Origin of the sequence: Pseudomonas pseudonitroreducens (assembly GCF_021603645.1) — a bacterium.
Taxonomy (GTDB): Bacteria; Pseudomonadota; Gammaproteobacteria; order Pseudomonadales; family Pseudomonadaceae; genus Pseudomonas; species Pseudomonas pseudonitroreducens.
The window spans coordinates 132,711-154,962 of the sequence record NZ_BQHJ01000011.1; the positions used below are offsets into that span (position 1 = coordinate 132,711).

Genomic DNA, 22,252 nt, shown 5'->3' on the forward strand with positions numbered 1-22,252 from the left:
GGCGTGTTCAACGCAAATACCATTAAGGGGAATCTTCGATGATCCGTAAGCACTTCGCCGGTTACGCCGCCACTGCCCTGGCACTGGCCGTTTCCGCCCAGGCTTTCGCAGGCACAGTCACCACCGATGGCGCCGATATCGTTATCAAGACCAAAGGCGGTCTTGAAGTCGGCACCACCGACAAGGAATTCAGCTTCAAGCTCGGTGGCCGTCTGCAAGCGGATTACAGCCGCTTCGATGGTTTCTACACCAAGAACGGCAACAACGGTGACGGCGCCTACTTCCGCCGCGCCTACCTGGAGCTGGGCGGCACTGTCTACAAAGACTGGAAATACCAGATCAACTACGACATGTCCCACAACTCCGGTAACGCTGACAACGGTTACTTCGACGAAGCTTCCTTCAGCTACACCGGCTTCGCCCCGGTTACCCTGAAGTTCGGCCGCTTCGATCCGGACTTCGGTCTGGAAAAAGCCACCAGCTCCAAGTGGGTGACCGCTACCGAGCGTACCACCGCCTACGAACTGGCTGACTGGATCAACACCCACCAGGACGGCATGGGTGCCCAGGTTGGCGGCGTCGTCGCCAACATGGCTTACCTGGACGCCGGCATCTACGCCAAGGATGCTGACGACACTGACGGCGACAGCGTCAAGCAGTTCAACTTCCGTGGCGTGTTCGCTCCGATGAACACCGACGGCAACGTCCTGCACATCGGTGTGGACTACGCCTACCGTGACCTGGATGACACCGCCTTCGACTCCCGCATCCGTCCGCGTCTGGGCATGCGTGGTATCGCCACCAACGGCGGTAACGACGCTGGCGACAACGGCAACCGTGCCACCTTCGGCGGCGCCACCCTGAGCCCGGCCGGTTCCTACAAGGACGACTCCACCTGGGGTGCTGAATTCGCCTACGCCATCGGCCCGTTCTCCGCTCAGGCCGAATACCTGAAGCGCAAGCTGAAGGCTGATGCCGACGCCTACGAAGACATCAAGGCTGATGGCTACTACGGCCAGCTGGCCTACACCATCACCGGTGAGTCCCGCGTGTACAAGCTCGATGGCGCCAAGTTCGACACCATCAAGCCGGCCAACAAGGAAATCGGTGCCTGGGAGGTCTTCTACCGTTACGACCACATCAAGGTTGATGACCCGAACGTGGTCGTGGCGACTGCCACCCGCGACGTGGGCGACACCAAGGCCAGCACCAACACCATCGGTGTGAACTGGTACGCCAACGAAGCCGTGAAGGTCTCGCTGGACTACGTTCACGTCAGCACCGACGGCATCCGCAATGCCAACGGCGACGACGATGGCAACGGTGTTGTGACCCGTCTGCAGTACGTGTTCTAAGAACTACAGCACTACCGTTTGACTCCTTTGTGTGAACCCCCGCCTCGGCGGGGGTTTTTTTATGGGAGTCGGAAAGCTTTTCTGTAGGAGCGAGCCTGCTCGCGAACCTGCTGCATGCCGCAGCAGCCTGAAACCTCGTTCGCGAGCAAGCTCGGTCCTACACGGTTTGCCTCAGCGAAAGCCGGGCCCCGCTGGGCGACGGCGGAATTCGAACTCGAGCAATTCATCGAACGGATTGCCCATTTCCAGTCGTGTCCAGCCCAGCTTGATGAGGAAAGCCAGCGCCCCCAGGTTGTCCGGCCTGACGCTGGCACGCCACAGGGGGCTGCTCTGCAGTTCTGGCCGGCCCATGACCAGCGCCATTACTGCGCGGCCTATGCCTGAGCCACGCAACTGCGGGCGTACAGCCAAGTCGGTGACGAAATAATACGGATGCGCCGGGCTGGGCAGGCAAATCCCCACCACCGCCACCAGCAGACCGCCACGCAGAATGCTGTACTGAGCCGTTTCCGGATTGTTCAGCACCTGCTCCAGCCAGTAACGATCCATCGGGCCCAGTTGCGCGTAGAGCACTGGATCGTCGAACCAGCTTTCGTACGGCGGGATATCCTCTGCCTGGAAAGGGCGAATCTGCATGCGGGCGCTCTCCGGTGCAGCCTTGGAAGGTTTCACCCTCTCACCTGCTGGGCGATTGCGTCAATCGACCCTGAGCGCTCGCGTCATTGAGGCCGCGCGCGGCCAGCACCTACCCTGCGGGCACTCAACCCACCGGGAGTCGATCATGCTGCGCAATCACTTCGAGACCGAACACAACCTGTTCCGCGATGCATTCCGTTCCTTCCTCGACAAGGAAGTGGTGCCCCACCAGGAAGAGTGGGAAGAGGCCGGCGTGGTCGACCGCAGCGTCTGGCGCAAGGCTGGAGAGATGGGCTTCCTGCTGCCCTGGGCGGAGGAGGAGTACGGCGGCACCGCTCTGAAGGATTTCCGCTACGAACAGATCATGTGTGAGGAACTGGCCGCCATCAACGAACCGGGCTTCATGATCCCGTTGCACTCTGCGCTGTGCGGTCCGTACATCGCCGAATACGGCAACGCCGAGCAGAAGGCTCGCTGGCTGCCGGGCATCATCCGTGGCGAAAGCATCCTGGCGGTGGCAATGACCGAGCCGTCGGCCGGCTCCGACCTCGCCGGCATGCGCACCACGGCGGTGGACAAGGGCGATCACTACGTCCTCAACGGCTCCAAGGTATTCATTTCCAACGGGCTGCTGGCGGACCTGGTGATAGTCGCGGCCAAGACCGACCCGGCGAACAAGCACGCCATGGGCCTGTTCGTGGTCGAGCGCGGCATGCAGGGTTTCGAGCGCGGACGCAACCTGAAGAAGCTGGGCATGAAGAGCCAGGACACTGCCGAGCTGTTCTTCAACGAGGTGAAAGTGCCGAAGGAAAACCTGCTCGGTGATGCCAAGGGCGGCTTCTTCTACCTGATGAACATGCTGGCGCAGGAACGCCTGACCAATGCCTGCGGCGCGGTGGCCGGCGCTGAGGCGGCGCTGAACACCACCATCGACTACGTGAAGGAGCGCAAGGCTTTCGATCGCCCCGTGGCGCACTTCCAGAACACCCGCTTCAAGCTCGCCGAGATGCGCACGCAGATCGACGTGGCGCAGGTCTTCACCGACCGCTGCGTGTTGGACCACAACCAGAAGAAGCTCACCCCCGAAGTGGCCGCCGAGGCCAAGCTGTTCACCACCGAGCTGCTCTGCAAGGTGGTCGATGAAGGCGTGCAACTGCACGGCGGCTGGGGTTACATGTGGGAGTATCCGATCTGCAAGATGTACGCGAACGCGCGCATCCAGCGCATCTTCGCCGGTACTTCGGAGATCATGAAAGAGATCATCAGCCGCGGCATGAAGCTCTGAGGCGCGGCGCCTACGCATCGATTGAGCGAAACAGGAGTGCCCATGAACGGCCCGCTCGCCTCCCTGAAGATCCTCGACTTCTCCACCCTGCTGCCGGGGCCGTTCGCCTCGTTGCTGCTGGCCGACATGGGCGCCCAGGTGCTGCGCGTGGAGTCGCCCACGCGCATGGACCTGGTGCGCGTGCTGCCGCCGCACGTGGATGGTACCTCGGCCAGCCACGCCTACCTCAACCGCAACAAGCGCTGCATCGCGCTGGACCTCAAGCAGGCCGAGGCGGTGGAAGTGGTGAAGCAACTGGTGCAGGAATACGACATCGTGCTGGAGCAGTTCCGCCCCGGCGTGATGGACAAGCTGGGTGTCGGCTATGAGGCGCTCAAGGCGATCAACCCGAAGCTGATCTATGTGTCGATCACCGGCTACGGCCAGACCGGGCCGTTCCGCGACCGCGCCGGGCATGACATCAACTACCTGGCCCTGGCCGGCGTTGCCAGCTACACCGGCCGTCGCGAAAGCGGCCCGCTGCCCCTGGGCGTGCAACTGGCAGATATTGGCGGAGGTTCGCTGCATGGCGTGATGGGGCTGCTGGCGGCGGTCATTCATCGCCAGCAGACCGGGGAGGGGCAGCAGGTCGATGTGAGCATGACCGACTGCGCCTTCAGCCTGCACGGCATGGCCGGCGCGGGGTATCTCGCCGCCGGTGTGGAGCCGCAGATGGAAGGCCTCGCGCTCAATGGCGGCAGCTTCTACGACTACTACCGTACCCGCGATGGGCGCTGGTTCTCGGTGGGCAGCCTGGAGCCGCAGTTCATGCAGCAGTTCTGCGCCGCCATTGGCAGGCCAGAGTTGGCAGCGCGCGGGCTGTCACCCAAGCCGGAGGACCAGCAAGCGCTCAAGCGCGAGATCGCCATCGAGTTCGAGAAACACGATTTTCATGAGTGGCAGGAGCGTTTCGCTGCGCTGGATGCCTGCGTCGAGCCGATGTTGTCCATGGCCGAAGCGGTGGAGCACCCGCAGTTGCGCGAGCGCGGCGTGGTCACGCAAGTGCCTAACGGCAAGGGTGGCACGCAGCAGCAGGCGGCGTGCCCGATTCACTTCTCCGCCGGCCTGCCGGAGCCGCGTCATGTTGGCGCTGCACTGGGCGCGCACACGGCAGAGGTGATGGCAGAGCTGGGCTACTCGGCCGAGCAGGTCAGCGCGTTGAGGGCGGCGAAGGTCATCGCCTGAATTGCCTCATTCGCGGCGAGTTTCGCCGGTGAATACCAGGGTCGCACGGCAGCGCCGGCAATAGTAACGGCGGCCCTGGGCGACCAGGTTGTGGCGCTGGGACGAGAAGGGGAATTCATTGCCTTCGCCGCAGTGACAGCGATACAGGTAGCGGGTGGCGCGGCGGCGCTTGATTTCGTAGGTGTGGCAGCGGTCCGGCGGCAAGCCGTAGATGCCGCGCATGATCAGTTGCCACTCCTCGCCGTGCGGGCGAATGCGCGGACCGAACATCTGATGGGCGATCAGGTGCGCCACTTCATGGGCCACGGTCTGCTGCAGGAAGTGTTCGTGGTTTTCCCTGTACAACTGCGGGTTGAAACGCAGCAGGTTTTCATCCAGATGGGCGACGCCGGCCTTCTGGCCGCGTAGCCGGAAGCTCACTTCCGGGCGGGGAAAGCGCCGCTGGAAGAAGGCTTCGGCCTGCTGATAGCAGGCTTCGACGCGAGCGTTGAGCTGTTCAGGCATACAGTGGTTCTCCGACGGGGCAAGATTATGCCGCAGTCGGGGCGCGGGTGGAGGATTTCTCGCGGCCGCTCGTCCGGGGTGCAGGTTCAGGCAAGTGGGGCGAGTTTCAGGCAAGTGCCGCTTTCTGTAGGAGCGAGCTTGCTCGCGAACCTCGCCAGGAGGTGAAACCGACGGCTCGCTCTCGCGAGGAACCAAAAAGAAACCGGGCCACAAGGGCCCGGTTTCTTTTGCAGAGGGGGAGATCAGGTGTATTCCGGGCCGACGCCGCTGCCCCAGAGGATGACCGACAGAGCCATCATCGCCACCAGCACCACCAGTCCTACCGCCAGCACGGAGCTGGAGAACAGAAAACCTTCATCCTTGGGAATGTTCATGAAGGTCGGGATGCCGACATAGAGCAGGTAGACCGTGTAGCAGATCGCGGCAGTGCCGATGATCATGCCCAGCCACAGATGCGGATACAGCGCCGCCAGGCCGCCGATGAACAGCGGAGTCGCGGTGTACGCAGCAAAGACGATGCATTGGGTCAGCGATGGCGACGCGTCGTACGTACGAGCCATCCAGTGGATGAAGGCGCCCATGACGGCGACGCCGGCGAGCATGGCGATATAGGTCATGATGGTCAGCTGGATGGCGCTGGCGGCCGTCAGCTTGACTGGTCCTGCATTGCCCAATACCCAGCCGACCTGCGTAGTGCCGATGTAGGCGGAAATGACCGGGATGGCAGCGAGGATCAGGACGTGGGTGAGGTACATGTGGCTGATGGATTCTTCCTCGCCACGGATGTCCTGCCATTCCTGATCGGGATGGGTGAAGAGCCCCCACACATGATGGATCATGTCAGCATTCTCCTCTTCTTATAGAAGGCCGCCCCCCAGCCAGGCGCCTGATTCGCGTAGCCAGCGATATCCGGTGCCCGGCCGACCTATGCGACCTTAAGTCGCAGTATAGGAATGGCTGGATGCCACGTCGTCCGTGGGTTTAGAGCAAATGGAAGTTTCACGGGCGGCTGTAATAGCGCTCCAGAATTTCCATCGCCTTGTTGATCGACTGCAGGCGGGTGGTGCTGCCACCCCTGTCGGGATGATGCTGACTGACCAGTTGGCGGTAGCGCAGCTTGATCAGTGCGTAGTCCACCGGCCCTTCCTCCAGCTCGAAAAGGGCCAGCGCTGCCGCCTTTTCCTCGTTGCCCTGCATGCGCGTCCAGAAGCTTTCCAGCAGCTTCTCCACGTCGCGCTCGGAGGTTTCCTTCAGATGCTTTTCATCGAGATAGTAGGCGCGCAGGGCGTCCTGCTCACCGAGCGCCTGCACACCACTCATATAAGGAGAGAGGCGAATCTGCAGCGGACCGATCTCCAGGTGCGCCTTATTCTCCTCCCAAAGCCGGTCGCGCAGACGGTACAAGGCGTTGAATACCAGGAAGTGGGTACGGAACAGCACCAGCTTGTCGGTCAGCGGCAGGTTGGGCACATGGGTGGAGTGCCGCGCCTTCAACTGCTGGATCAGCTGGAATTCGGAAATTCCTTCAGGCGCTTCCTGCAGCAGTTGCAGGAGCTGGCCCATCAGGTCGTGGGAAGGATCGAGATCGGCGGTCATGCTGCCAGATTAGCAGTAGCCCGATAGAGGGGCTGGGGTACGCGTCGCTTTGCGCGTAAAATGACCGGCTTTTCGTCTTGCCCTTCGGATTCCAGAGCACCATGGCCAGCACCCTTTCGGTCAACCAGAACAAACTGCAGAAACGCCTGCGCCGCCAGGTTGGCGAGGCGGTCACCGACTTCAACATGATCGAGGACGGCGACAAGGTCATGGTCTGCCTGTCCGGCGGCAAGGACAGCTACACCCTGCTGGACATCCTGCTGTACCTGCAGAAGGTGGCGCCGATTCAGTTCGAGATCGTTGCAGTCAACATGGACCAGAAGCAGCCGGGCTTCCCCGAGCATGTGCTGCCGGCCTACCTGGAGTCCATTGGCGTGCAGTACCACATCATCGAGAAGGACACCTACTCGGTGGTGAAGGAGAAGATCCCGGAGGGCAAGACCACCTGCTCTCTGTGCTCGCGCCTGCGCCGCGGCACCCTCTACACCTACGCCGACGAGATCGGCGCGACCAAGATGGCGCTGGGGCACCATCGCGACGACATCCTCGAAACCTTCTTCCTTAATATGTTCTACGGCGGGACCCTCAAGGCCATGCCGCCCAAGCTGCTTTCCGACGACGGCCGCAATGTGGTGATCCGCCCGCTGGCGTACTGCAACGAGAAGGACATCGAGGCCTACTCGGTGCTCAAGGAGTTTCCGATCATCCCTTGCAATCTCTGCGGCTCGCAGGAAAACCTGCAGCGCCAGGTGGTCAAGGAAATGCTGCTGGACTGGGAGCGCAAGTCGCCGGGGCGCACCGAGATCATGTTCCGCGCGCTGCAGAACGTAGTGCCCTCGCAACTGGCGGACCGTAACCTGTTCGACTTCAACAGCCTGCGCATCGACGAGACTGCGACCCCGCGCTTCCTCGATGTGATGAACCTCTGATCCGCGTAAAGAAACAATCTCGCAAGGACGTCCGATGCGCGACTACCAGTGGTTGCATGAGTACTGCCTGAATCGCTTCGGCTCCGTCGAAGCCCTGGAAGCCCGCCTGCCCCAGGCGAAGTCGCCGGCAGAGCTGGAGCAGGTTGGCGATGATCGCTACCTGTCGCTGATCAGCCTGCGCATCTTCCGCGCGGGCCTCAAGCACAGTCTGGTGGACGCCAAGTGGCCGGCTTTCGAGGAAGTCTTTTTCGGCTTTGATCCGGAGAAGGTGGTGCTTATGGGCGGCGAACGCCTGGAAAACCTGATGCAGGACGCTCGGCTGATCCGTCACCTGGGTAAGCTCAAGAGCGTGCCGCGCAATGCCCAGTTCGTTCTGGATATCGCTCGCGAATATGGCAGTTTCGGCAAGTTGCTGGCGGGCTGGCCGTGCGGCGATATCGTTGGCCTGTGGAAGTTGCTGGCCAAGCGCGGCAGCCAGTTGGGCGGAATGTCAGCGCCGCGTTTCCTGCGTATGGCTGGCAAGGATACGTTCGTGCTCGGTGATGACGTGGTCGCCGCGCTCAAGGCTCAGGAAATCGTCGACAAGGCCCCCACCAGCCAGAAAGACCTGGCCTTGGTGCAGGCTGCTTTCAACCAATGGCAGGAACAAAGCGGTCGTCCGCTGTGCCAGATTTCCATGATGCTGGCGTTCACGGTCAACCACTGACAAGCGGCTTTGCCGCGGGGGAAGGCGCATGGATACGGCGATCGAGCGCACTGGTTTGGCGCTGTCTCGTGCAGAACGCATCCTGGTGATCACCGGTGCCGGTCTCTCCGCTGATTCCGGGATGCCGACCTATCGCGGCCTGGGCGGCCTGTACAATGGCCGCACGGAGGAAGGTCTGCCCATCGAGGTGGCGATCTCCGGCCCGATGCTGCAGAAGGATCCGGCACTGTGCTGGAAGTACCTGGCGGAACTGGGCAAGGCCTGCCTGAATGCGCAACCCAATGCCGGCCACGACGCCATTGCCGAGCTGCAACGGCGTAAGCCGGAGTGCTGGGTGCTGACGCAGAACATCGATGGCTTCCATCGGCGCGCCGGTTCGCCGCCGGAGCGGCTGATCGAGATCCATGGCGAGCTGGCACCGCTGTATTGCCAGTCGTGCGGGCTTGAAAGCACCGAGCTGGCCGGGCATCTGGAAGGTCCGTTGCCGCCGAAGTGCTCGCGCTGTGCCGGGGTATTGCGACCGCCGGTGGTGCTGTTCGAGGAGATGCTGCCGGAGGAGGCGATCGACACGCTCTACGCGCAACTGCGCAAGGGATTCGATGCCGTTCTGCTGGTGGGGACCACTGCGAGCTTCCCCTATATCATCGAGCCGGTGCTGCGCACGCGGGATGCCGGGGGCTTCACTGCCGAGGTGAATCCGGGGCTGACGGACCTGAGTTCGGTGGTCGGAGAAAGAATGGTGGGTCGAGCCTTAGACATTATGCCGCGCCTGCTGAGTCACATTCCTCGATAAAAAACTTGCATTAGCCCCATTGAGCGGGCAAATTAGCCCGCTAATAAATGGAGCTAATGAGACACGGTCGTGCCCATGCTTAAACGCTTAGCACCCCTCGTGCCCATGAGTTTCGTTCTGCTGCTGGCAGCTTGCGCCAGCCATTCGCCGGAATCGCAGCCGAACCAGGTCGCTTCAGTGCCTGCCACTCGAGCAGCATTCCAGGTAAATCAGCACAACATAGCGCTGGTGAATGAGTCGCAGGACGAGGGGGCCAAAAACGATAACGGCAGTTCGACTGCCCATGTATCCGACATTCTGGACCGCGCGTTCTCGCTGATCGGCACTCCGTACCGCTTTGGCGGAAAATCGGAGCGGACCGGTTTCGATTGCAGCGGCTTCGTGGGCTACCTGTTCCGCGAAGAGGCGGGCATCAGCCTGCCGCGCTCCACGCGTGAGATGATCAATCTGGACGTCCCGCTGGTCTCGAAAGAAGACCTGCAGCCGGGCGACCTGATCTTCTTCAACAACCGTGGTCGCGGTCGGGTCAGCCACGCCGGCATCTATATCGGTGACGGCCAGTTCATCCACTCCGCCAGCCGTCGTGGCGGTGGTGTACGGGTGGACAGCCTGGACGAGAGCTACTGGCGCCTGAGCTATATGGAAGCCAAGCGCGTGCTCGAACCTGGCTACGAGTCGAAGACGGCGACGCGTTAAACTTAAAGTTTTACTTTAAGTATTGCGCTCAAGTCACTGTTGGTACAAAGTGATGGCACTCCTTGACGGGATGCCATCACATGCTCGTTCTTCAGCGCATCATCTTTCTTGCTGTTCTTGCCTCGCTGGCCGCCTGCGCCAGTCGCACCCCGCCGTCGCCGCCACCCGTGGTGAACGCGCCCGCCGCTCCCGTCTACAACTCCCAGGCTGCTGACGATATCCTGATCCGTGCCATTGGCCTGGTCGGTACGCCCTATCGCTGGGGCGGCAATACGCCTGATGGCGGGTTCGATTGCAGCGGCCTGATCGGCTACGTCTACCGCGACGCCACCGGCCTGATGTTGCCGCGCTCCACTCGCGAGATGATTTCCATGCGCGCGCCCACTGTCGGCCGGGAGTCCCTGCAGAGCGGAGATCTGGTGTTCTTCGCTACCAGCGGTGGACGTGGTGTCAGTCATGCGGGTATCTATGTAGGGGAAGGGCGCTTCGTTCACGCGCCCAGAACGGGCGGTACCGTGCGCCTGGACAGCCTCGACAGCGCCTATTGGCAGAAAGCCTTCCTGGAGGCCAAGCGCGTCCTCGCCGTGCAGAGCCTCGCCCTCCACCCCTGATCCTCGGGAGGGCTCATGACTACCCGTACGCTGAATCTCGACGACGCGCTCTATCAGTACCTGATTGACGTTTCCCTGCGTGATTCCCCGGTCAAGGCACGGTTGCGCGCCGAAACCGCCAGTTTGCCCATGTCCCGCTGGCAGGTTGCTCCGGAGCAGGGGCAGTTCCTTGCGCTGCTGGTCAAGCTGATGGGCGCGAAACGTATCCTCGAAATCGGCACCTTTACCGGCTACAGCGCCTTGTGCATGGCAGAGGCTTTGCCTGAGGGTGGCCACATCCTCTGCTGCGACCTGGCAGGCGAATACAACGACATCGCTCGCAGCTACTGGCGCGATGCCGGTGTCGACTCGCGTATCGAACTGCGCCTCGGGCCAGCCCTGGCCACGCTGGAAGGCCTGGTGGCTGGCGACCAGCAGGGCAGCTTCGACCTGGTATTCATCGATGCCGACAAGGCCAACTACGCCGCTTATCTGGAGCATGCCCTGACACTGTTGCGCCAGGGGGGGCTTGTGGTATTCGATAACGTGTTGTGGAGCGGGAGGGTGCTGGAAGCGAATCCCGCGAGCGCAGATACGCTATCGATCCAGCAGCTAAATAAAGCGCTGAAAGTGGATCGGCGAGTAGACTATTCGTTGGTGCCTATTGGCGATGGCATGAGTCTTTGTCGGAAGTGCTGACATCATGTGTGATGACGTGGAAGGCACGGATTCTCCGAGTCGAATGCGCGATTGCCTACCGAAATTTGGCTTGGTGTGATAAAAAAGCTGCCCTTAAATGAAGGCCTTAAGGATCTGGCTCCAAGATCCGGGCGGCAGGATGCGGATAGTAAGTAATGAATACAGTACTGGCGTTTGAAAAGGCCCTGGTCGGTAAGAAGATTCTGGTCACCGGACATACAGGTTTCACTGGGGGATGGGCCTGCTTATGGTTGGGGGCGATCGGTGCTGAAGTAGGCGGATTTTCGCTTCCCCCTGAAACGACGCCTTCGCTATTTGGCGCAGTCGATGCGGCGGGTTCGGTGACCAGCGTTCTGGGTGATATCACCGACTACGACGCGCTGCATAAGGCTGTCGCCGATTTTCAGCCGGATCTCATTCTTCATCTGGCCGCTCAGCCGTTGGTTCGCCGCTCCTATCGAGAGCCCTTGTATACCTTTCTCGTTAATGCCCAAGGCACGGCAAATGTGCTGGATGTCGCTCGCTCGGTGAAGAGCGTCAAGGGAGTGGTCTGCGTAACGACTGACAAGGTGTACAAGAATAATGAATGGCCTTGGGCCTATCGTGAGAATGATCCTCTCGGCGGCAAGGACCCCTACAGTGCCTCGAAGGCCGCTGCAGAAATGGTCATTCAGAGTTTCGCTGCCTCCTATCCGTGGCAGGGCGGGCAAGGGCCGGCAATCGCGGTCGCACGGGGCGGGAATATCATCGGCGGTGGTGATTGGTCCGAGGATCGGCTAGTCCCTGATTTTGTGCGCGCGGTGATAAATGAATCCCCTATCAGCCTGCGCTATCCCGATGCAACTCGTCCCTGGCAGCACGTTCTCGCGCTGGTACATGGGTATTTGATGCTGCTCTCTGGTTTGATTTCCGAAGACCCTTCTCTATATGCCAAGGCTTGGAATCTGGGGCCTCAAGACTTGAAGCAGTATTCTGTTCGGGATGTGCTCGAAATGCTCAGCAAATATTGGAAGCGGCCTGAGTTGGAATATATGGATCATCCCCTTCCCGAGGCAGGTGCCTTGGCTCTGGATAGCTCCCTGGCTCGTAATCAGTTGAACTGGGTCCCCGTGTGGAGCACGGAGCAAACGATTCTCCGCACTGCAGAATGGTATCGCGACTACTATGCAAACCCATCTAATTCCCTCGCCATTACACGCGGGCAAATTGAAGAGTGGCGGTCGGGACTTGCGCAATGATTTGCGTAATTGGGGCTCGCGGCCGGCTGGGAGCAGCGCTATCTGCTGCAATACCTGACGACCGGATCGTGGCACCAAACCGTGAGGTTTATGCCGATTGGGGCGCACCTGACGGCGTAGCTCAGGTCTATCAGTTTCTTCAGCGTTCCAAGGGTGTAAAGCATATCTATGTCGCTTCGGGCATATTGGATCCGCGTGTAGCGGACGAGCACCATCTGCATGTCAACTATTGTTTGCCGAAGAACATTATTCTTGCTGCGGAGCGCTACGGCTGCAGAGTCACGACTATCGGTACGGTCATGGAGCGGTTCGAAGGTGCCGATAACGCCTACGTACGAAGCAAGCGACTCATCGGTGACTTCGTGCAGGATCGAGCGCGTCAAGGGGGGGCCGTAGCCCACGTTCAGGTCCACACCTTGTTCGGAGTGGGCACCCCGAGTCCTTTTATGTTCTTGGGGCAGATGCGGGCGGCAATTGTGCGAAATGAAAAGTTTTCCATGAGCGCAGGGACACAGCTGCGCGAGTATCACCATGTGCTGGATGATGTAACGGCGCTGCTTCATCTTGGACGGATGAATGTCACGGGTACAATTGCTTTGAGTCATGGCGATCCAGTGCGCCTGGTCGACTTGGCAAAATATGTATTCAACTCCCTCGGCAAAGAAGAACTTCTTAGCGTGGGCGAGCTTTCGTCTGCTCCTGGTGAGAACTTTGAGAAGTTCTTCCAGCGCCCCAATCCGCTCCTCGAAATGGAATTCAGAGAAACTCTTCCGGCGGTTGCCGGATATATGATGGAAAGCCTGCGGAACGTACTGTGAGTTTGGATCTAATGAATAAGAAGCCGTTGATCTCCATTACAATTCCTGTTCTGAATGAAGAGGGGAATCTTCAGGCGCTTTATGCGCGCCTGACGGCCCTGGCTGAAAAGATGCGGGAAAAGTGTGATCTTGAATTCGTATTTTCCGACAATCACTCCGATGATAATACTTGGAATATCCTTTCGGAAATTTCCCGCCTTGATAAGCGGGTAAAGGCTATCCGGTTTTCGAAGAATGTTGGATTCCAAAGATCCATTATCGCCAACTATATGCATACCAGCGGCGATGCGGTTATGCAAATTGATGCTGATCTCCAAGATCCACCTGAGATGCTTGAGCAGTTTTTCGATCTGTGGCAGCAAGGTTATGAAGTCGTATATGGCGTACGCAAAAAGCGACAAGAAGGCTCATTACTCAATTGGTTCCGACGCTTCGGTTACTGGGTAATAGATAAAGTCAGCGAGCACCCGATTCCGCGAGATGTAGGTGATTTTCGTTTGGTTGACCGCAAGGTAATCAACGCCCTGCTGAAGATGAAGACCTCAAACCCATACCTGAGGGGCATGATTGCAGGTCTCGGATTTCGACAGACGGGGATCGACTATAGTCGCGACGCCCGAGTGGCAGGGGAGAGTAAATTCAATGTCTCTCGATTGATTCGTCTTGGCTTGACGGCAGTCTTCAATCACTCCGTAGTACCGTTGCGGGCGGCTTCGTTCATCGGTGGTATCATTCTCGGGGCAAGCCTCGTGGGGGCGCTCTACTACTTTATTCTGCGGTTATTCCACCCAGAATTGCCGCAGGGTATGGCGAGCATTCATATTCTTGTGCTTTTTGGTATTGGCCTGAACTCCTTTTTGTTAGGGATCATCGGCGAGTATCTTCTTAGAATCTACCTTGTACTCAGGGAAGAGCCTGTTGCTATTGTCGGTCAGGTTCTTAATTTTGAACCTACTCAGATAAAATTATAGGAGTTTTTATGAAGGCGGTAATTTTGGCAGGTGGTTTGGGGACGCGCATAGCCGAGGAGTCGGACACCAAGCCAAAACCGATGGTTGAAATCGGTGGGAAACCGCTGCTTTGGCATATCATGAAGATCTACTCCGCTCATGGGATTAATGACTTTGTGGTTTGTCTGGGTTATAAGGGTTACGTAATTAAAGAGTTTTTCTTTAACTACTATCGTCATATGTCAGATATGGTTGTCGATCTGGGGACTGGTGAGCACACTATTCTCAATAGCCAGGCAGAGAACTGGCGAATTACTCTAGTGGATACCGGCGCAGAGACCATGACGGGGGGGCGACTGAAAAGAGTTTCACCTTATCTTGGGGATGAAACATTCTGCCTGACATACGGTGACGGTCTTTCCAATATTAATATTTCTAAAGAGCTTGAGTTCCACCGGTCGCATGGCAAGTTAGCGACAGTAGCCGCCGTTCAGCCGCCGGGGCGATTCGGAGTGCTGAATATCCAGAAGGACCAGCAAGTCACGAGTTTTGAAGAAAAACCCAGTGACGAGATTGGCTGGATCAATGGCGGCTTCTTTGTGCTTGAGCCAAAAGTCATCGACTACATTGAGGATGATGCGACCTCATGGGAGCGGGCTCCGTTAGCTAATCTGGCAAAAGACAACGAATTGATGGCATTCCATCACAGTGGATTTTGGCAGCCATGTGACACCCTGCGAGATAAGCGTGAGCTTGAGTCACTATGGATTGCTGGTGGCGCACCTTGGCGAAATTGGGATTAAAATGTCGCCGCTGCCTAATCAAAAGCGTTCTAAATGGCTGAAAGTTATCCTCGGGGTAGGCATTAGTGTTGCCTGCCTCGCGGTAATAGCCTCGAAAGTTGATATCGACGAGCTTATCCAGGCATTTACGCACTTCAAGTGGCCTTACTTGCTTTCCGGAGTGGCCTGCTTGGTGGTCGGTTACGCCTTCCGTGTTTTGCGCTGGGTATTGATTCTCCGAGCGACCGGTGCGGCCGTCAGTTTCAAGGGCTGTCTTGCTCCTTTCTTGGGAGCTATCGCGCTGAATAATGTCCTTCCATTTCGCATGGGGGATGTGGTGCGGGCGCTGGTTTTTCCCGTATCAATGGGGATTCGGAAAACCGTCGCGGCTACTAGTCTGGTGGTTGAGCGACTGATTGATCTGCTGACATTGTTGGTTTGTCTGGTGGCCGGCCTTTATGCCATTCGCTCATTGGAGATTCCAGTAGCGATCAAGGACTCGGCAGTAACGCTTGCGGTATTGGGTGGCGGAGCCTTTGTTGCCGGCGTTTTGCTAAGTGGCACACTGTCTCGTTATGCCAAGAGCTACTCGACTCGAGTAAGCAATGCGAAATTCCACAAACTGCTGCTGGTGATCGCCGAGTTGCTGGAAAGCTTCGAGCAGATGTCACGGCCAAAGGTTACGGCTTCGTTGCTGTTGGTATCGGTCTTCGTTTGGATCGCAGAGTCGGGCCTCTTCTACTTCGTATTGCTGGGCTTTGGCTTTCAAGCTGGCATGCTCACCGCCTTGCTCGTCATGTCTCTGGCCACGCTCTCGACTCTGGTGCCTTCCTCCCCAGGCTACGTCGGCCCATTTCACTTGGCGGCGTTCACTGCCATATCTCTTGTGGGAGGAGATACTGCGTTGGCAGGCAGCTACGCGATTCTGGTTCACCTGGCTTTGTGGGTGAGTACCACTGCGGCTGGAGCGGTGGCGATTGCTTTGCGCCCTGACCTTTTCCGCATGGCTCGCACTGCTTCACTCTAATTTGGTTTCCGAGATACTCCAATGAATCAATATGATGTTGTCATCGTAGGTGCAGGCTTTGCCGGGCTGACCGCTGCTTACGAACTCGCGAAAAGCGGCAAGAAAGTTCATGTGCTTGAGGCGGATAGCAGTCCGGGAGGGCTTGCAGGAGTCTTCGAGTTTAAAGACGGTGTCACGCTGGAGAAGTTCTATCACCACTGGTTCAACAACGATAAGTATGTTCCTGAGTTGGTGAAAGAGCTTGGCATGGAGGGTGACGTCATCCTGCTGCCGACGCGTACCGGCATGTACTTCAACGGGCGGATGTGGAAGCTCTCCACGCCCATGGACCTGCTCCGCTTCAAAGCCCTCTCGTTCATTGACCGAATTCGCCTTGGGCTGCTTGTATTCCAGGTTCGTCGAATCAAGGACTGGAAATCGATCGAGCATCTTACTATTCGAGAATGGCTTGAAGGGCTGTGTGGCAAGTCGGTCTATCGAGTTGTCTGGGAGCCGCTCATCAACTCGAAGTTTTCCGTTCACTCGGAGGCCATCAATGCCGTCTGGATGTGGAAGAAACTGGTACTGCGCGGCAGTACCCGAAATGATAAGGGGGGGGAGGAGCTTGCTTACTTCAAGGGCGGATTTGGCCGGCTCGCAGAGGCTCTAGTCAGCGCGATTCGCGAGAAGGGCGGAGAGGTCTCGTTCAACACCAAAGTTACCGGCGTTGAAGTCGAGGGTACTCAGCTCAAGGCGCTGACCACTGATCAAGGAGTGGTCCGAGGAGCCAAGTTTCTCCTGACCCCAGCATTTCCTATCATCGCTGAAATTTTTGCAGGGGCAGCTGAGCAAGATTGGCTCAGCAAGCTCCGCCGCGTCAAATATCTGGGCAATATGTGCTTGGTCTTGCGTTTGAATCGCAGCCTCTCTGAAACCTACTGGCTGAATGTCAACGACCCGGGATTCCCCTTCGTTGGTGTTATCGAGCACACCAACTTTGATGTTCCGGAAAACTACAAGGGATCTCACATCGCCTATCTTTCTCGTTACTTGGCTACTGAGGATCCAGTATGGCAATACTCTGATGAAGAATACTGCGAATTTGCTTTGAAGCATCTGCAGCGGATGTTCCCGGAAATGCGCAAAGAATGGATTGAAGAGTATAAGGTCTGGCGTTCTGAATATGCACAGCCTGTCACTGAGCGGAATTATTCAGAATATGTTCCCGGCCTAGAAACTCCATATGAAAATGCGGTCATCAGCACGATGGCGCAGATCTATCCGGAGGATCGCGGGACAAACTATGCGATCCGTGAAGGCAAAGCCATCGCTGCTCGCCTCTCCTAAGCAGAATCGGAGTTGAAATGATGTTTAGGGTGTCCCGAAAAGGCTGTGCGCTAATTGCAGTTTTTGGAGTGTATTTTCTATTTCGATACATGGACTCTCTCTGGAGCCTTTCGATAGATGTCGCTCACCACTATCTGCTGGCCTTTCGACTGTCCGAGCAGTGGAATCTGGATCCTACTACCTCTGATATGGGGGTGATGGGTTTCTACCCCAAGGGCGCCCACATCATGGCAGCAGTGTTAGGGGAGTTTCTGAACTCAACTCTCGCAGGCATGCAGGCCGTTTCGATATTGGGATTGCTACTGCTTTGGGGGAGCGTCCTTTTTATTTTGACCTTGCTTCCAGGGCGGCATGCTTTTCTGGCTCCCGTCATCCTAGCGCTCTTGCTATTTATAAATTACAAGGTATATGGGTTTGAGGTGCACGGAGCCGAAATAATCGGAAACTACTTCTATTCACAGTTAGTTGCACAGGCTCTGGCATTTTTAGCCATAGGGCTGGCTATTCGTGCTGAGTTGAGTGGCAAGCGTCGTAGTGCATATTGGATTATCTGGTCCGGATGCATTGCCATTGCATTCGTACATCTGCTGCCGGCGTTGGAGTTGCTCGGTGTTCTATGCGGAGTTATGCTGCTCGACCTGATTAGTGAAAGAGAGACGCGGCGTAAGGCACTTCTGGCTTATCTAGGTATTGCTGTGCTGGCGGTGCTTAGTATGTATTTTCACCCTAGCTTTTCTGCTATGCGCAAGATCGCCGAAAACAATGGTGCCCTAGACCTGCGGTTGCTGAGCTATCCACTAGGCATCATGACGCTATGTCTGGCAGTCTTCCTGGGTTCGGCATTTTGCTGTGTGTGGATTATCGGAAAGCGCATAGGGCCTGCCCATCAGGCGATTAAATACTTAGGGGCACTTGGGGTTGTCGTGTCGACTCTCTGTATTCTTCAGTATGTGGCCCTTCAGTTTGGCTATGGCTCGGATTACGCCATCAAAAAATATGGATTTGGTCTTGCAACGCAAGCCTTTATTTTGGTCGCGATTTCATTGTCCTGGCTCGCTCATCGCTTCCTTCCCGTGAGTTTTTGGGAGCGTGCTGAGCCTAAAATTATTGGTTTTCCGCTCGCAGTTGTTCATGTGGTGTTATTTGCCATATTTGTTGTTGCCGCAGTGCCGAATTATAAGGGGTTTGATGTTTCCGATTTCGTCCGCCTGGAAAGACAGATGGTTCATTTGCGTGAAAATATTCTGCCTGAACTTCCAGTTGGTAAGTCAAATGCGGTTGTCGATATTGCCGCTGTCCCTGCAACTCTGGACTACATGTTTTCGGTTGCCATGGGGAGTACACCTTTGCTTCAGGCGGTGAAAGACGTCCTGCGAGGACCAATCTCCGACTTGAGTAAATACGAGTACATAATTGAATCAGCTTCTACGGGGCGTTATGCAGGTTACGGCTGTCCCTCACTGACCACAGGCACGATAGCGGTACTGAGTGCTTCTTGCCTACAAAAGGCTGAGGCTTTGGCTGCAAAATGCATGGGGAAACATGATCTTTCCGGTGTGCAGAGCGAGCACGTGCTAACCTCTGGCTTCGGAGTAAGAGAGGCAGCAGGAAGATGGACAAACGGAAAGAGCGCTCTTTTCGAGTGCAATCTTTCGGGAGATTCTCCTCGTTCGATGAAGCTGACTTTGTCGCCGTTTGTATATGGAACGCATCTTAAGCAGCGAGTCAGCATCAGTGTGAATGGTAGTGCAGTGGGTCTTTATGAACTGAGTGGCGGACAAACTCGAGAAATCGATGTTCGTCTCCCCAGCGTAGCTAGTTCTGGCAAGCTCCATATCGGCTTTGAGATGCCTGATGCCGTTTCTCCAGAGAAGCTTGGTGTGAGCGAAGATTCTCGAGTTCTAGGTTTGTTCTTCAACACTATTCAGTTCGATTAGGCTGTAGCCTGATTGGAAAAAGGCACGCCAATCGGCGTGCCTTTTTCGTTACTGCCGCTTGGATCAGGCGACATCTACCAGGATCACTTCGCTGTCTTCCAGCGCGGTGACTCTCACCACCGCCTCGTCGGCAATGGCAGCACCGTCACGGGCGAGCAGCTCGACGCCGTTGACCTCGACCTTGCCAGTTGCTGGCACCAGGTAGGCGCGGCGGCCGTTGCCCAGTTCGTACTCGGCAGTCTGTCCGGCTTTCAGGGTGGCGGCGACCAGGCGGCCTTCGGCGCGGATGCGCAGGGCGTCGGTGTCGTTCTCATAGCCGCTGGCCAGGGTCACGAAGCGCCCGGCGCGGTCGCCCTTCGGGAAGGGTTTGGCGCCCCAGGACGGCGTGCCGCCGCGTACCGAGGGGATGATCCAGATCTGGAAGATCTTGGTGACGTCCTTCTCCAGGTTGTACTCGGAGTGCACGATGCCCGACCCTGCGCTCATTACCTGTACATCACCCGCTTCGGTGCGGCCCTTGTTGCCCAGGCTGTCCTGGTGGGTGATCGCGCCCTGGCGGACGTAGGTGATGATTTCCATCTCGCGATGCGGATGGGGCGGGAAGCCGGTGCCGGCAGCGATTTCGTCATCGTTCCAGACGCGGAGGTTGCCCCAGTCCATGCGCTCGGCGTCGTAGTACTCGGCGAAGGAGAAGTGGTGCTTGGCGTTGAGCCAGCCGTGGTTGGCGCCGCCGAGTTGCTGGAAGGGTCTGCGTTCGATCATGACTTAGTCCTCGTGGGGCGCGGCTGGCAGGTGGGCCAGTCCGCGCGGTTCATGGGACTATCTTCTCTCGCAGATGATCGATAAAAAAGCGCAAATATCGGCAGATATTGATCGATTATTTCGATTCTATTCTGCGACGCGCTTGTCGCCCTGATCGAGGAACTTGCTGAGGAACTGGCGGGTGCGTTCTTCCTTCGGGTGGGCAAACAGCGCCTTGGCATCGCCCTGTTCGACGATCACGCCCTTGTCGATGAAGATCGCCCGGTTGGCGACATCGCGGGCGAAGCTCATCTCATGGGTGACGATGACCATGGTGCGCTTTTCCTGGGCCAGGCCGCGGATGGTCGCCAGGACCTCGCCGACCAGCTCCGGGTCCAGCGCCGAGGTGGGTTCATCGAAGAGGATCACGTCCGGCTGCATGGCCAGGGCGCGGGCAATGGCGACGCGCTGTTGTTGGCCCCCGGAAAGGCGCTTCGGGTAGGCGTCTTCCTTGCCGGCCAGACCGACCTTCGCCAGCAACTGGCGAGCGCGCTCGATGGCCTGGGCGCGCGGTTCCTTCTTCACGATGATCGGGCCTTCCACCACGTTCTCCAGCGCGGTGCGGTGGGGGAACAGGTTGAAGTTCTGGAAGACGAAGCCCACGTGCTGGCGCAACTTGCGGATCAGGCCTTGCTGGCCGCTGAGCGGCCGCGAGGCGTCGATGAGGATGTCGCCGACCTGGATGGTTCCGCCGTTGGGTACTTCCAGCAGGTTGAGGCAACGCAGCAGGGTGGTCTTGCCGGAACCGCTGGGGCCGATGATCGCGACCACTTCGCCGGGCTGGACGGTCAGGTCGATGCCCTTGAGCACTTCCTGACCGCGAAACTGCTTGGTCAGCTGGCGGACTTCGATCATGCGTCTTGCTCCCGGTCGTGGCGGTTGACCCGGTCTTCCAGGCGGTTCTGCAGGTGCGACAGGATGCTCGCGAGGATCCAGTAGATCAGTGCGGCGGCGAGGTACATGGTGAAGACCTCGAAGGTGCGCGCGGTGATCAACTGGGCCTGGCGGAACAGCTCCGGGACCTGGATGGTAGCGGCCAGGGCGGTGTCCTTGACCAGCGAAATGAAGCTGTTGCCCAGCGGCGGCAGGGCGGTGCGTGCGGCTTGCGGCAGGATCACCCGGCGCAAGGTTTCGGCGCGGGTCATGCCGATGCTGGCGGCGGCTTCCCACTGGCCCTTGTCGATGGAGCCGATGGCGGCGCGGAGAATTTCGCAGACGTAGGCGGCCATGTTCAGCGAGAAACCGATCAGCGCCGCCGGCAGCGGGTCAAGTTCGATGCCAGCCTGGGGCAGGCCGTAATAGATCATGAAGAGCTGGACCAGCAGCGGCGTGCCACGGAAAAACGACACGTAGATACGCGCCAGCCATCGCACCGGAGTGAATCCGTAGAGGCGCATCAGCGCCAGTACGAATCCGAGCAGTAGTCCGAAGAACATGCCGCCCACGCTGAGGACTACCGTGAAGATCGCGCCCTTCAACAGGAAGGGCGCGGAATCCAGCGCAAGCTGCAGGCTTTCTTCGATCATTGGGTGACGTCAGCCTGGAACCATTTCTCCGAGAGTTTCTTCAGCGTGCCGTCGGCACGGAATTTCTCGATGGCCTTGTTCAGCGCTGCGATCAATTCGGGGTTGCCCTTGCGCAGGGCGATGCCGGCTTCCTGGCGAGCGAAGGGCGCACCGGTCAGGGCCATGGCGCCCTTGGTCTTGTTGACCATGTCGAAGGCGGCCAGGCGGTCGACCAGAATCACGTCGATGCGGCCGCTGCGCAGGTCCTGGAATTTGGTCGGGTCGTCTTCGTAGGTGCGCACGTCGGCTTGCGGCACATGCTCGCGCAGCCATTGTTCGTAGTTGGTGCCCAGGCCCACGCCGACTTTCACGCCCGCCAGCTTTTCCGGGGTGTCGTACTTGCTTTCCTCACCCTTGCGCACCAGCGCCTGGATGCCGGATACCGTGTACGGCTCGGAGAAGTCGTACTTCTTCTTGCGCTCCTCGGAGATGGTCACTTGGTTGATCACCAGGTCCAGGCGCTTGGACTCCAGCGCGGCAAGAATGCCGTCCCACTTGGTTGGCTGCAGCTTGGCGGTAGCGCCCAGCTCCTTGGCGATCAGTTCGGAGAAGTCCACCTCGAAACCGGCCAGCTTGCCGTTTTCGTCCTGGAAGCTGAAGGGTGGGTAGGTGCCTTCCAGGCCAACGCGGACCTGGCCTTTTTCCTTGATCTGGGCGAGCAGGTCGTCGGCGGCCTGGGCCTGGCCGAAGAGGCCGGCGCCGAGGGTGAGGGTCAGGCTGGCAAGGAGGAAATGACGTCGCAGTGCGGAGAAGGTCATGGTGGTCCCCGTTTTTGGTGTTTTAAGCAGGTTAGTC

The 22,252-nt window shown here is 58.3% G+C and carries 24 protein-coding genes; 16 read left to right on the forward strand and 8 right to left on the reverse strand.

Going from position 1 to position 22,252, the window contains the following annotated elements:
* The first annotated feature begins 38 nt into the window (after positions 1 to 38).
* Entirely contained in the window at positions 39 to 1,355 is a 1,317-nt protein-coding gene (locus tag L6D89_RS24585; RefSeq protein WP_236201479.1) for an OprO/OprP family phosphate-selective porin, read from the forward strand.
* Between the two features lie 171 nt (positions 1,356 to 1,526).
* On the opposite strand, the gene L6D89_RS24590 is transcribed toward L6D89_RS24585, so the two are convergent.
* Positions 1,527 to 1,991, reverse strand: coding sequence for a GNAT family N-acetyltransferase (locus L6D89_RS24590; protein ID WP_236171696.1), 465 nt, complete (start codon positions 1,989 to 1,991; stop codon positions 1,527 to 1,529).
* A 145-nt stretch (positions 1,992 to 2,136) separates the two neighbouring features.
* On the opposite strand from L6D89_RS24590, the gene L6D89_RS24595 reads away from it, so the two are divergent.
* The gene (locus tag L6D89_RS24595; RefSeq protein ID WP_236201480.1) at positions 2,137 to 3,276 is read left to right on the forward strand and encodes an acyl-CoA dehydrogenase family protein; all 1,140 of its coding nucleotides are present in this window, start codon (positions 2,137 to 2,139) and stop codon (positions 3,274 to 3,276) included.
* A 42-nt stretch (positions 3,277 to 3,318) separates the two neighbouring features.
* Positions 3,319 to 4,500, forward strand: coding sequence for a CaiB/BaiF CoA transferase family protein (locus L6D89_RS24600; RefSeq protein ID WP_236171691.1), 1,182 nt, complete (start codon positions 3,319 to 3,321; stop codon positions 4,498 to 4,500).
* Positions 4,501 to 4,506: 6 nt separating this feature from the next.
* Here L6D89_RS24600 and L6D89_RS24605 read toward each other — a convergent pair whose 3' ends face one another.
* The 3 genes from L6D89_RS24605 to L6D89_RS24615 all read right to left on the reverse strand — a co-directional run bounded on the left by L6D89_RS24605 (position 4,507) and on the right by L6D89_RS24615 (position 6,600).
* Positions 4,507 to 5,004, reverse strand: coding sequence for a SprT family zinc-dependent metalloprotease (locus L6D89_RS24605; protein WP_236171690.1), 498 nt, complete (start codon positions 5,002 to 5,004; stop codon positions 4,507 to 4,509).
* A gap of 242 nt (positions 5,005 to 5,246) precedes the next feature.
* Complete coding sequence (locus L6D89_RS24610; protein WP_024764594.1) at positions 5,247 to 5,843, reverse strand: Yip1 family protein; 597 nt, start codon at positions 5,841 to 5,843, stop codon at positions 5,247 to 5,249.
* Positions 5,844 to 6,003: 160 nt separating this feature from the next.
* Positions 6,004 to 6,600, reverse strand: a complete 597-nt coding sequence (locus tag L6D89_RS24615) for a DNA-J related domain-containing protein (protein WP_236201481.1) — start codon at positions 6,598 to 6,600, stop codon at positions 6,004 to 6,006.
* Positions 6,601 to 6,701: 101 nt separating this feature from the next.
* On the opposite strand from L6D89_RS24615, the gene ttcA reads away from it, so the two are divergent.
* The 13 genes from ttcA (at position 6,702) to L6D89_RS24680 (ending at position 19,091) form a co-directional block, all read left to right on the forward strand.
* Positions 6,702 to 7,529 carry a tRNA 2-thiocytidine(32) synthetase TtcA gene (ttcA, locus tag L6D89_RS24620; protein ID WP_017522174.1) on the forward strand — a complete coding sequence of 276 codons (828 nt, stop codon included), beginning with the start codon at positions 6,702 to 6,704 and terminating at the stop codon, positions 7,527 to 7,529.
* Positions 7,530 to 7,563: 34 nt separating this feature from the next.
* Positions 7,564 to 8,235, forward strand: coding sequence for a DNA-3-methyladenine glycosylase I (locus L6D89_RS24625; protein WP_236171686.1), 672 nt, complete (start codon positions 7,564 to 7,566; stop codon positions 8,233 to 8,235).
* A gap of 28 nt (positions 8,236 to 8,263) precedes the next feature.
* Positions 8,264 to 9,028: an NAD-dependent deacylase gene (locus L6D89_RS24630; RefSeq protein WP_236201482.1), complete on the forward strand. Its 765-nt coding sequence runs from the start codon at positions 8,264 to 8,266 to the stop codon at positions 9,026 to 9,028.
* Between the two features lie 105 nt (positions 9,029 to 9,133).
* The gene (locus tag L6D89_RS24635; RefSeq protein ID WP_373873559.1) at positions 9,134 to 9,724 is read left to right on the forward strand and encodes a C40 family peptidase; all 591 of its coding nucleotides are present in this window, start codon (positions 9,134 to 9,136) and stop codon (positions 9,722 to 9,724) included.
* A gap of 80 nt (positions 9,725 to 9,804) precedes the next feature.
* Positions 9,805 to 10,335, forward strand: coding sequence for a C40 family peptidase (locus tag L6D89_RS24640; protein WP_236171683.1), 531 nt, complete (start codon positions 9,805 to 9,807; stop codon positions 10,333 to 10,335).
* 15 nt (positions 10,336 to 10,350) lie between these two features.
* The gene (locus L6D89_RS24645; protein WP_236201483.1) at positions 10,351 to 11,013 is read left to right on the forward strand and encodes a class I SAM-dependent methyltransferase; all 663 of its coding nucleotides are present in this window, start codon (positions 10,351 to 10,353) and stop codon (positions 11,011 to 11,013) included.
* A gap of 155 nt (positions 11,014 to 11,168) precedes the next feature.
* Positions 11,169 to 12,251 carry a CDP-glucose 4,6-dehydratase gene (gene rfbG, locus L6D89_RS24650; RefSeq protein ID WP_236201484.1) on the forward strand — a complete coding sequence of 361 codons (1,083 nt, stop codon included), beginning with the start codon at positions 11,169 to 11,171 and terminating at the stop codon, positions 12,249 to 12,251.
* Positions 12,248 to 13,069 (forward strand): NAD-dependent epimerase/dehydratase family protein, encoded by an 822-nt coding sequence (locus tag L6D89_RS24655; protein ID WP_236201485.1) that lies wholly within the window; start codon positions 12,248 to 12,250, stop codon positions 13,067 to 13,069. Before rfbG ends, L6D89_RS24655 begins: the two co-directional genes overlap by 4 nt.
* 11 nt (positions 13,070 to 13,080) lie before the next feature.
* Positions 13,081 to 14,040, forward strand: coding sequence for a glycosyltransferase family 2 protein (locus L6D89_RS24660; RefSeq protein ID WP_236201486.1), 960 nt, complete (start codon positions 13,081 to 13,083; stop codon positions 14,038 to 14,040).
* An 8-nt stretch (positions 14,041 to 14,048) separates the two neighbouring features.
* Positions 14,049 to 14,822 carry a glucose-1-phosphate cytidylyltransferase gene (gene rfbF, locus L6D89_RS24665; protein WP_236201487.1) on the forward strand — a complete coding sequence of 258 codons (774 nt, stop codon included), beginning with the start codon at positions 14,049 to 14,051 and terminating at the stop codon, positions 14,820 to 14,822.
* Entirely contained in the window at positions 14,767 to 15,828 is a 1,062-nt protein-coding gene (locus L6D89_RS24670) for a lysylphosphatidylglycerol synthase transmembrane domain-containing protein (protein WP_236201488.1), read from the forward strand. Before rfbF ends, L6D89_RS24670 begins: the two co-directional genes overlap by 56 nt.
* A gap of 21 nt (positions 15,829 to 15,849) precedes the next feature.
* Positions 15,850 to 17,154 carry an NAD(P)/FAD-dependent oxidoreductase gene (locus L6D89_RS24675; RefSeq protein WP_236201489.1) on the forward strand — a complete coding sequence of 435 codons (1,305 nt, stop codon included), beginning with the start codon at positions 15,850 to 15,852 and terminating at the stop codon, positions 17,152 to 17,154.
* 20 nt (positions 17,155 to 17,174) lie between these two features.
* Positions 17,175 to 19,091, forward strand: coding sequence for a hypothetical protein (locus L6D89_RS24680; protein WP_236201490.1), 1,917 nt, complete (start codon positions 17,175 to 17,177; stop codon positions 19,089 to 19,091).
* 63 nt (positions 19,092 to 19,154) lie between these two features.
* Here L6D89_RS24680 and L6D89_RS24685 read toward each other — a convergent pair whose 3' ends face one another.
* The 4 genes from L6D89_RS24685 to tcyJ all read right to left on the reverse strand — a co-directional run bounded on the left by L6D89_RS24685 (position 19,155) and on the right by tcyJ (position 22,215).
* Positions 19,155 to 19,853: a pirin family protein gene (locus L6D89_RS24685; protein ID WP_236201491.1), complete on the reverse strand. Its 699-nt coding sequence runs from the start codon at positions 19,851 to 19,853 to the stop codon at positions 19,155 to 19,157.
* Positions 19,854 to 19,979: 126 nt separating this feature from the next.
* Positions 19,980 to 20,747, reverse strand: coding sequence for an L-cystine ABC transporter ATP-binding protein TcyN (gene tcyN / locus L6D89_RS24690; protein WP_236201492.1), 768 nt, complete (start codon positions 20,745 to 20,747; stop codon positions 19,980 to 19,982).
* Positions 20,744 to 21,415, reverse strand: coding sequence for a cystine ABC transporter permease (gene tcyL, locus L6D89_RS24695; protein ID WP_236171990.1), 672 nt, complete (start codon positions 21,413 to 21,415; stop codon positions 20,744 to 20,746). The genes tcyN and tcyL overlap by 4 nt, the downstream gene beginning before the upstream one ends.
* Positions 21,415 to 22,215, reverse strand: coding sequence for a cystine ABC transporter substrate-binding protein (gene tcyJ / locus L6D89_RS24700; RefSeq protein ID WP_236201493.1), 801 nt, complete (start codon positions 22,213 to 22,215; stop codon positions 21,415 to 21,417). The genes tcyL and tcyJ overlap by 1 nt, the downstream gene beginning before the upstream one ends.
* Positions 22,216 to 22,252 lie beyond the last annotated feature (37 nt).

What these genes read in the sequence shown, in the direction of transcription:
- L6D89_RS24585 (WP_236201479.1), top strand. Translation starts at nt 39, where the DNA reads ATGATCCGTAAGCACTTCGCCGGTTACGCCGCCACTGCCCTGGCACTG.
- L6D89_RS24590 (WP_236171696.1), bottom strand. Translation starts at nt 1,991, where the DNA reads ATGCAGATTCGCCCTTTCCAGGCAGAGGATATCCCGCCGTACGAAAGC.
- L6D89_RS24595 (WP_236201480.1), top strand. Translation starts at nt 2,137, where the DNA reads ATGCTGCGCAATCACTTCGAGACCGAACACAACCTGTTCCGCGATGCA.
- L6D89_RS24600 (WP_236171691.1), top strand. Translation starts at nt 3,319, where the DNA reads ATGAACGGCCCGCTCGCCTCCCTGAAGATCCTCGACTTCTCCACCCTG.
- L6D89_RS24605 (WP_236171690.1), bottom strand. Translation starts at nt 5,004, where the DNA reads ATGCCTGAACAGCTCAACGCTCGCGTCGAAGCCTGCTATCAGCAGGCC.
- L6D89_RS24610 (WP_024764594.1), bottom strand. Translation starts at nt 5,843, where the DNA reads ATGATCCATCATGTGTGGGGGCTCTTCACCCATCCCGATCAGGAATGG.
- L6D89_RS24615 (WP_236201481.1), bottom strand. Translation starts at nt 6,600, where the DNA reads ATGACCGCCGATCTCGATCCTTCCCACGACCTGATGGGCCAGCTCCTG.
- ttcA (WP_017522174.1), top strand. Translation starts at nt 6,702, where the DNA reads ATGGCCAGCACCCTTTCGGTCAACCAGAACAAACTGCAGAAACGCCTG.
- L6D89_RS24625 (WP_236171686.1), top strand. Translation starts at nt 7,564, where the DNA reads ATGCGCGACTACCAGTGGTTGCATGAGTACTGCCTGAATCGCTTCGGC.
- L6D89_RS24630 (WP_236201482.1), top strand. Translation starts at nt 8,264, where the DNA reads ATGGATACGGCGATCGAGCGCACTGGTTTGGCGCTGTCTCGTGCAGAA.
- L6D89_RS24635 (WP_373873559.1), top strand. Translation starts at nt 9,134, where the DNA reads ATGAGTTTCGTTCTGCTGCTGGCAGCTTGCGCCAGCCATTCGCCGGAA.
- L6D89_RS24640 (WP_236171683.1), top strand. Translation starts at nt 9,805, where the DNA reads ATGCTCGTTCTTCAGCGCATCATCTTTCTTGCTGTTCTTGCCTCGCTG.
- L6D89_RS24645 (WP_236201483.1), top strand. Translation starts at nt 10,351, where the DNA reads ATGACTACCCGTACGCTGAATCTCGACGACGCGCTCTATCAGTACCTG.
- rfbG (WP_236201484.1), top strand. Translation starts at nt 11,169, where the DNA reads ATGAATACAGTACTGGCGTTTGAAAAGGCCCTGGTCGGTAAGAAGATT.
- L6D89_RS24655 (WP_236201485.1), top strand. Translation starts at nt 12,248, where the DNA reads ATGATTTGCGTAATTGGGGCTCGCGGCCGGCTGGGAGCAGCGCTATCT.
- L6D89_RS24660 (WP_236201486.1), top strand. Translation starts at nt 13,081, where the DNA reads ATGAATAAGAAGCCGTTGATCTCCATTACAATTCCTGTTCTGAATGAA.
- rfbF (WP_236201487.1), top strand. Translation starts at nt 14,049, where the DNA reads ATGAAGGCGGTAATTTTGGCAGGTGGTTTGGGGACGCGCATAGCCGAG.
- L6D89_RS24675 (WP_236201489.1), top strand. Translation starts at nt 15,850, where the DNA reads ATGAATCAATATGATGTTGTCATCGTAGGTGCAGGCTTTGCCGGGCTG.
- L6D89_RS24680 (WP_236201490.1), top strand. Translation starts at nt 17,175, where the DNA reads ATGTTTAGGGTGTCCCGAAAAGGCTGTGCGCTAATTGCAGTTTTTGGA.
- L6D89_RS24685 (WP_236201491.1), bottom strand. Translation starts at nt 19,853, where the DNA reads ATGATCGAACGCAGACCCTTCCAGCAACTCGGCGGCGCCAACCACGGC.
- tcyN (WP_236201492.1), bottom strand. Translation starts at nt 20,747, where the DNA reads ATGATCGAAGTCCGCCAGCTGACCAAGCAGTTTCGCGGTCAGGAAGTG.
- tcyJ (WP_236201493.1), bottom strand. Translation starts at nt 22,215, where the DNA reads ATGACCTTCTCCGCACTGCGACGTCATTTCCTCCTTGCCAGCCTGACC.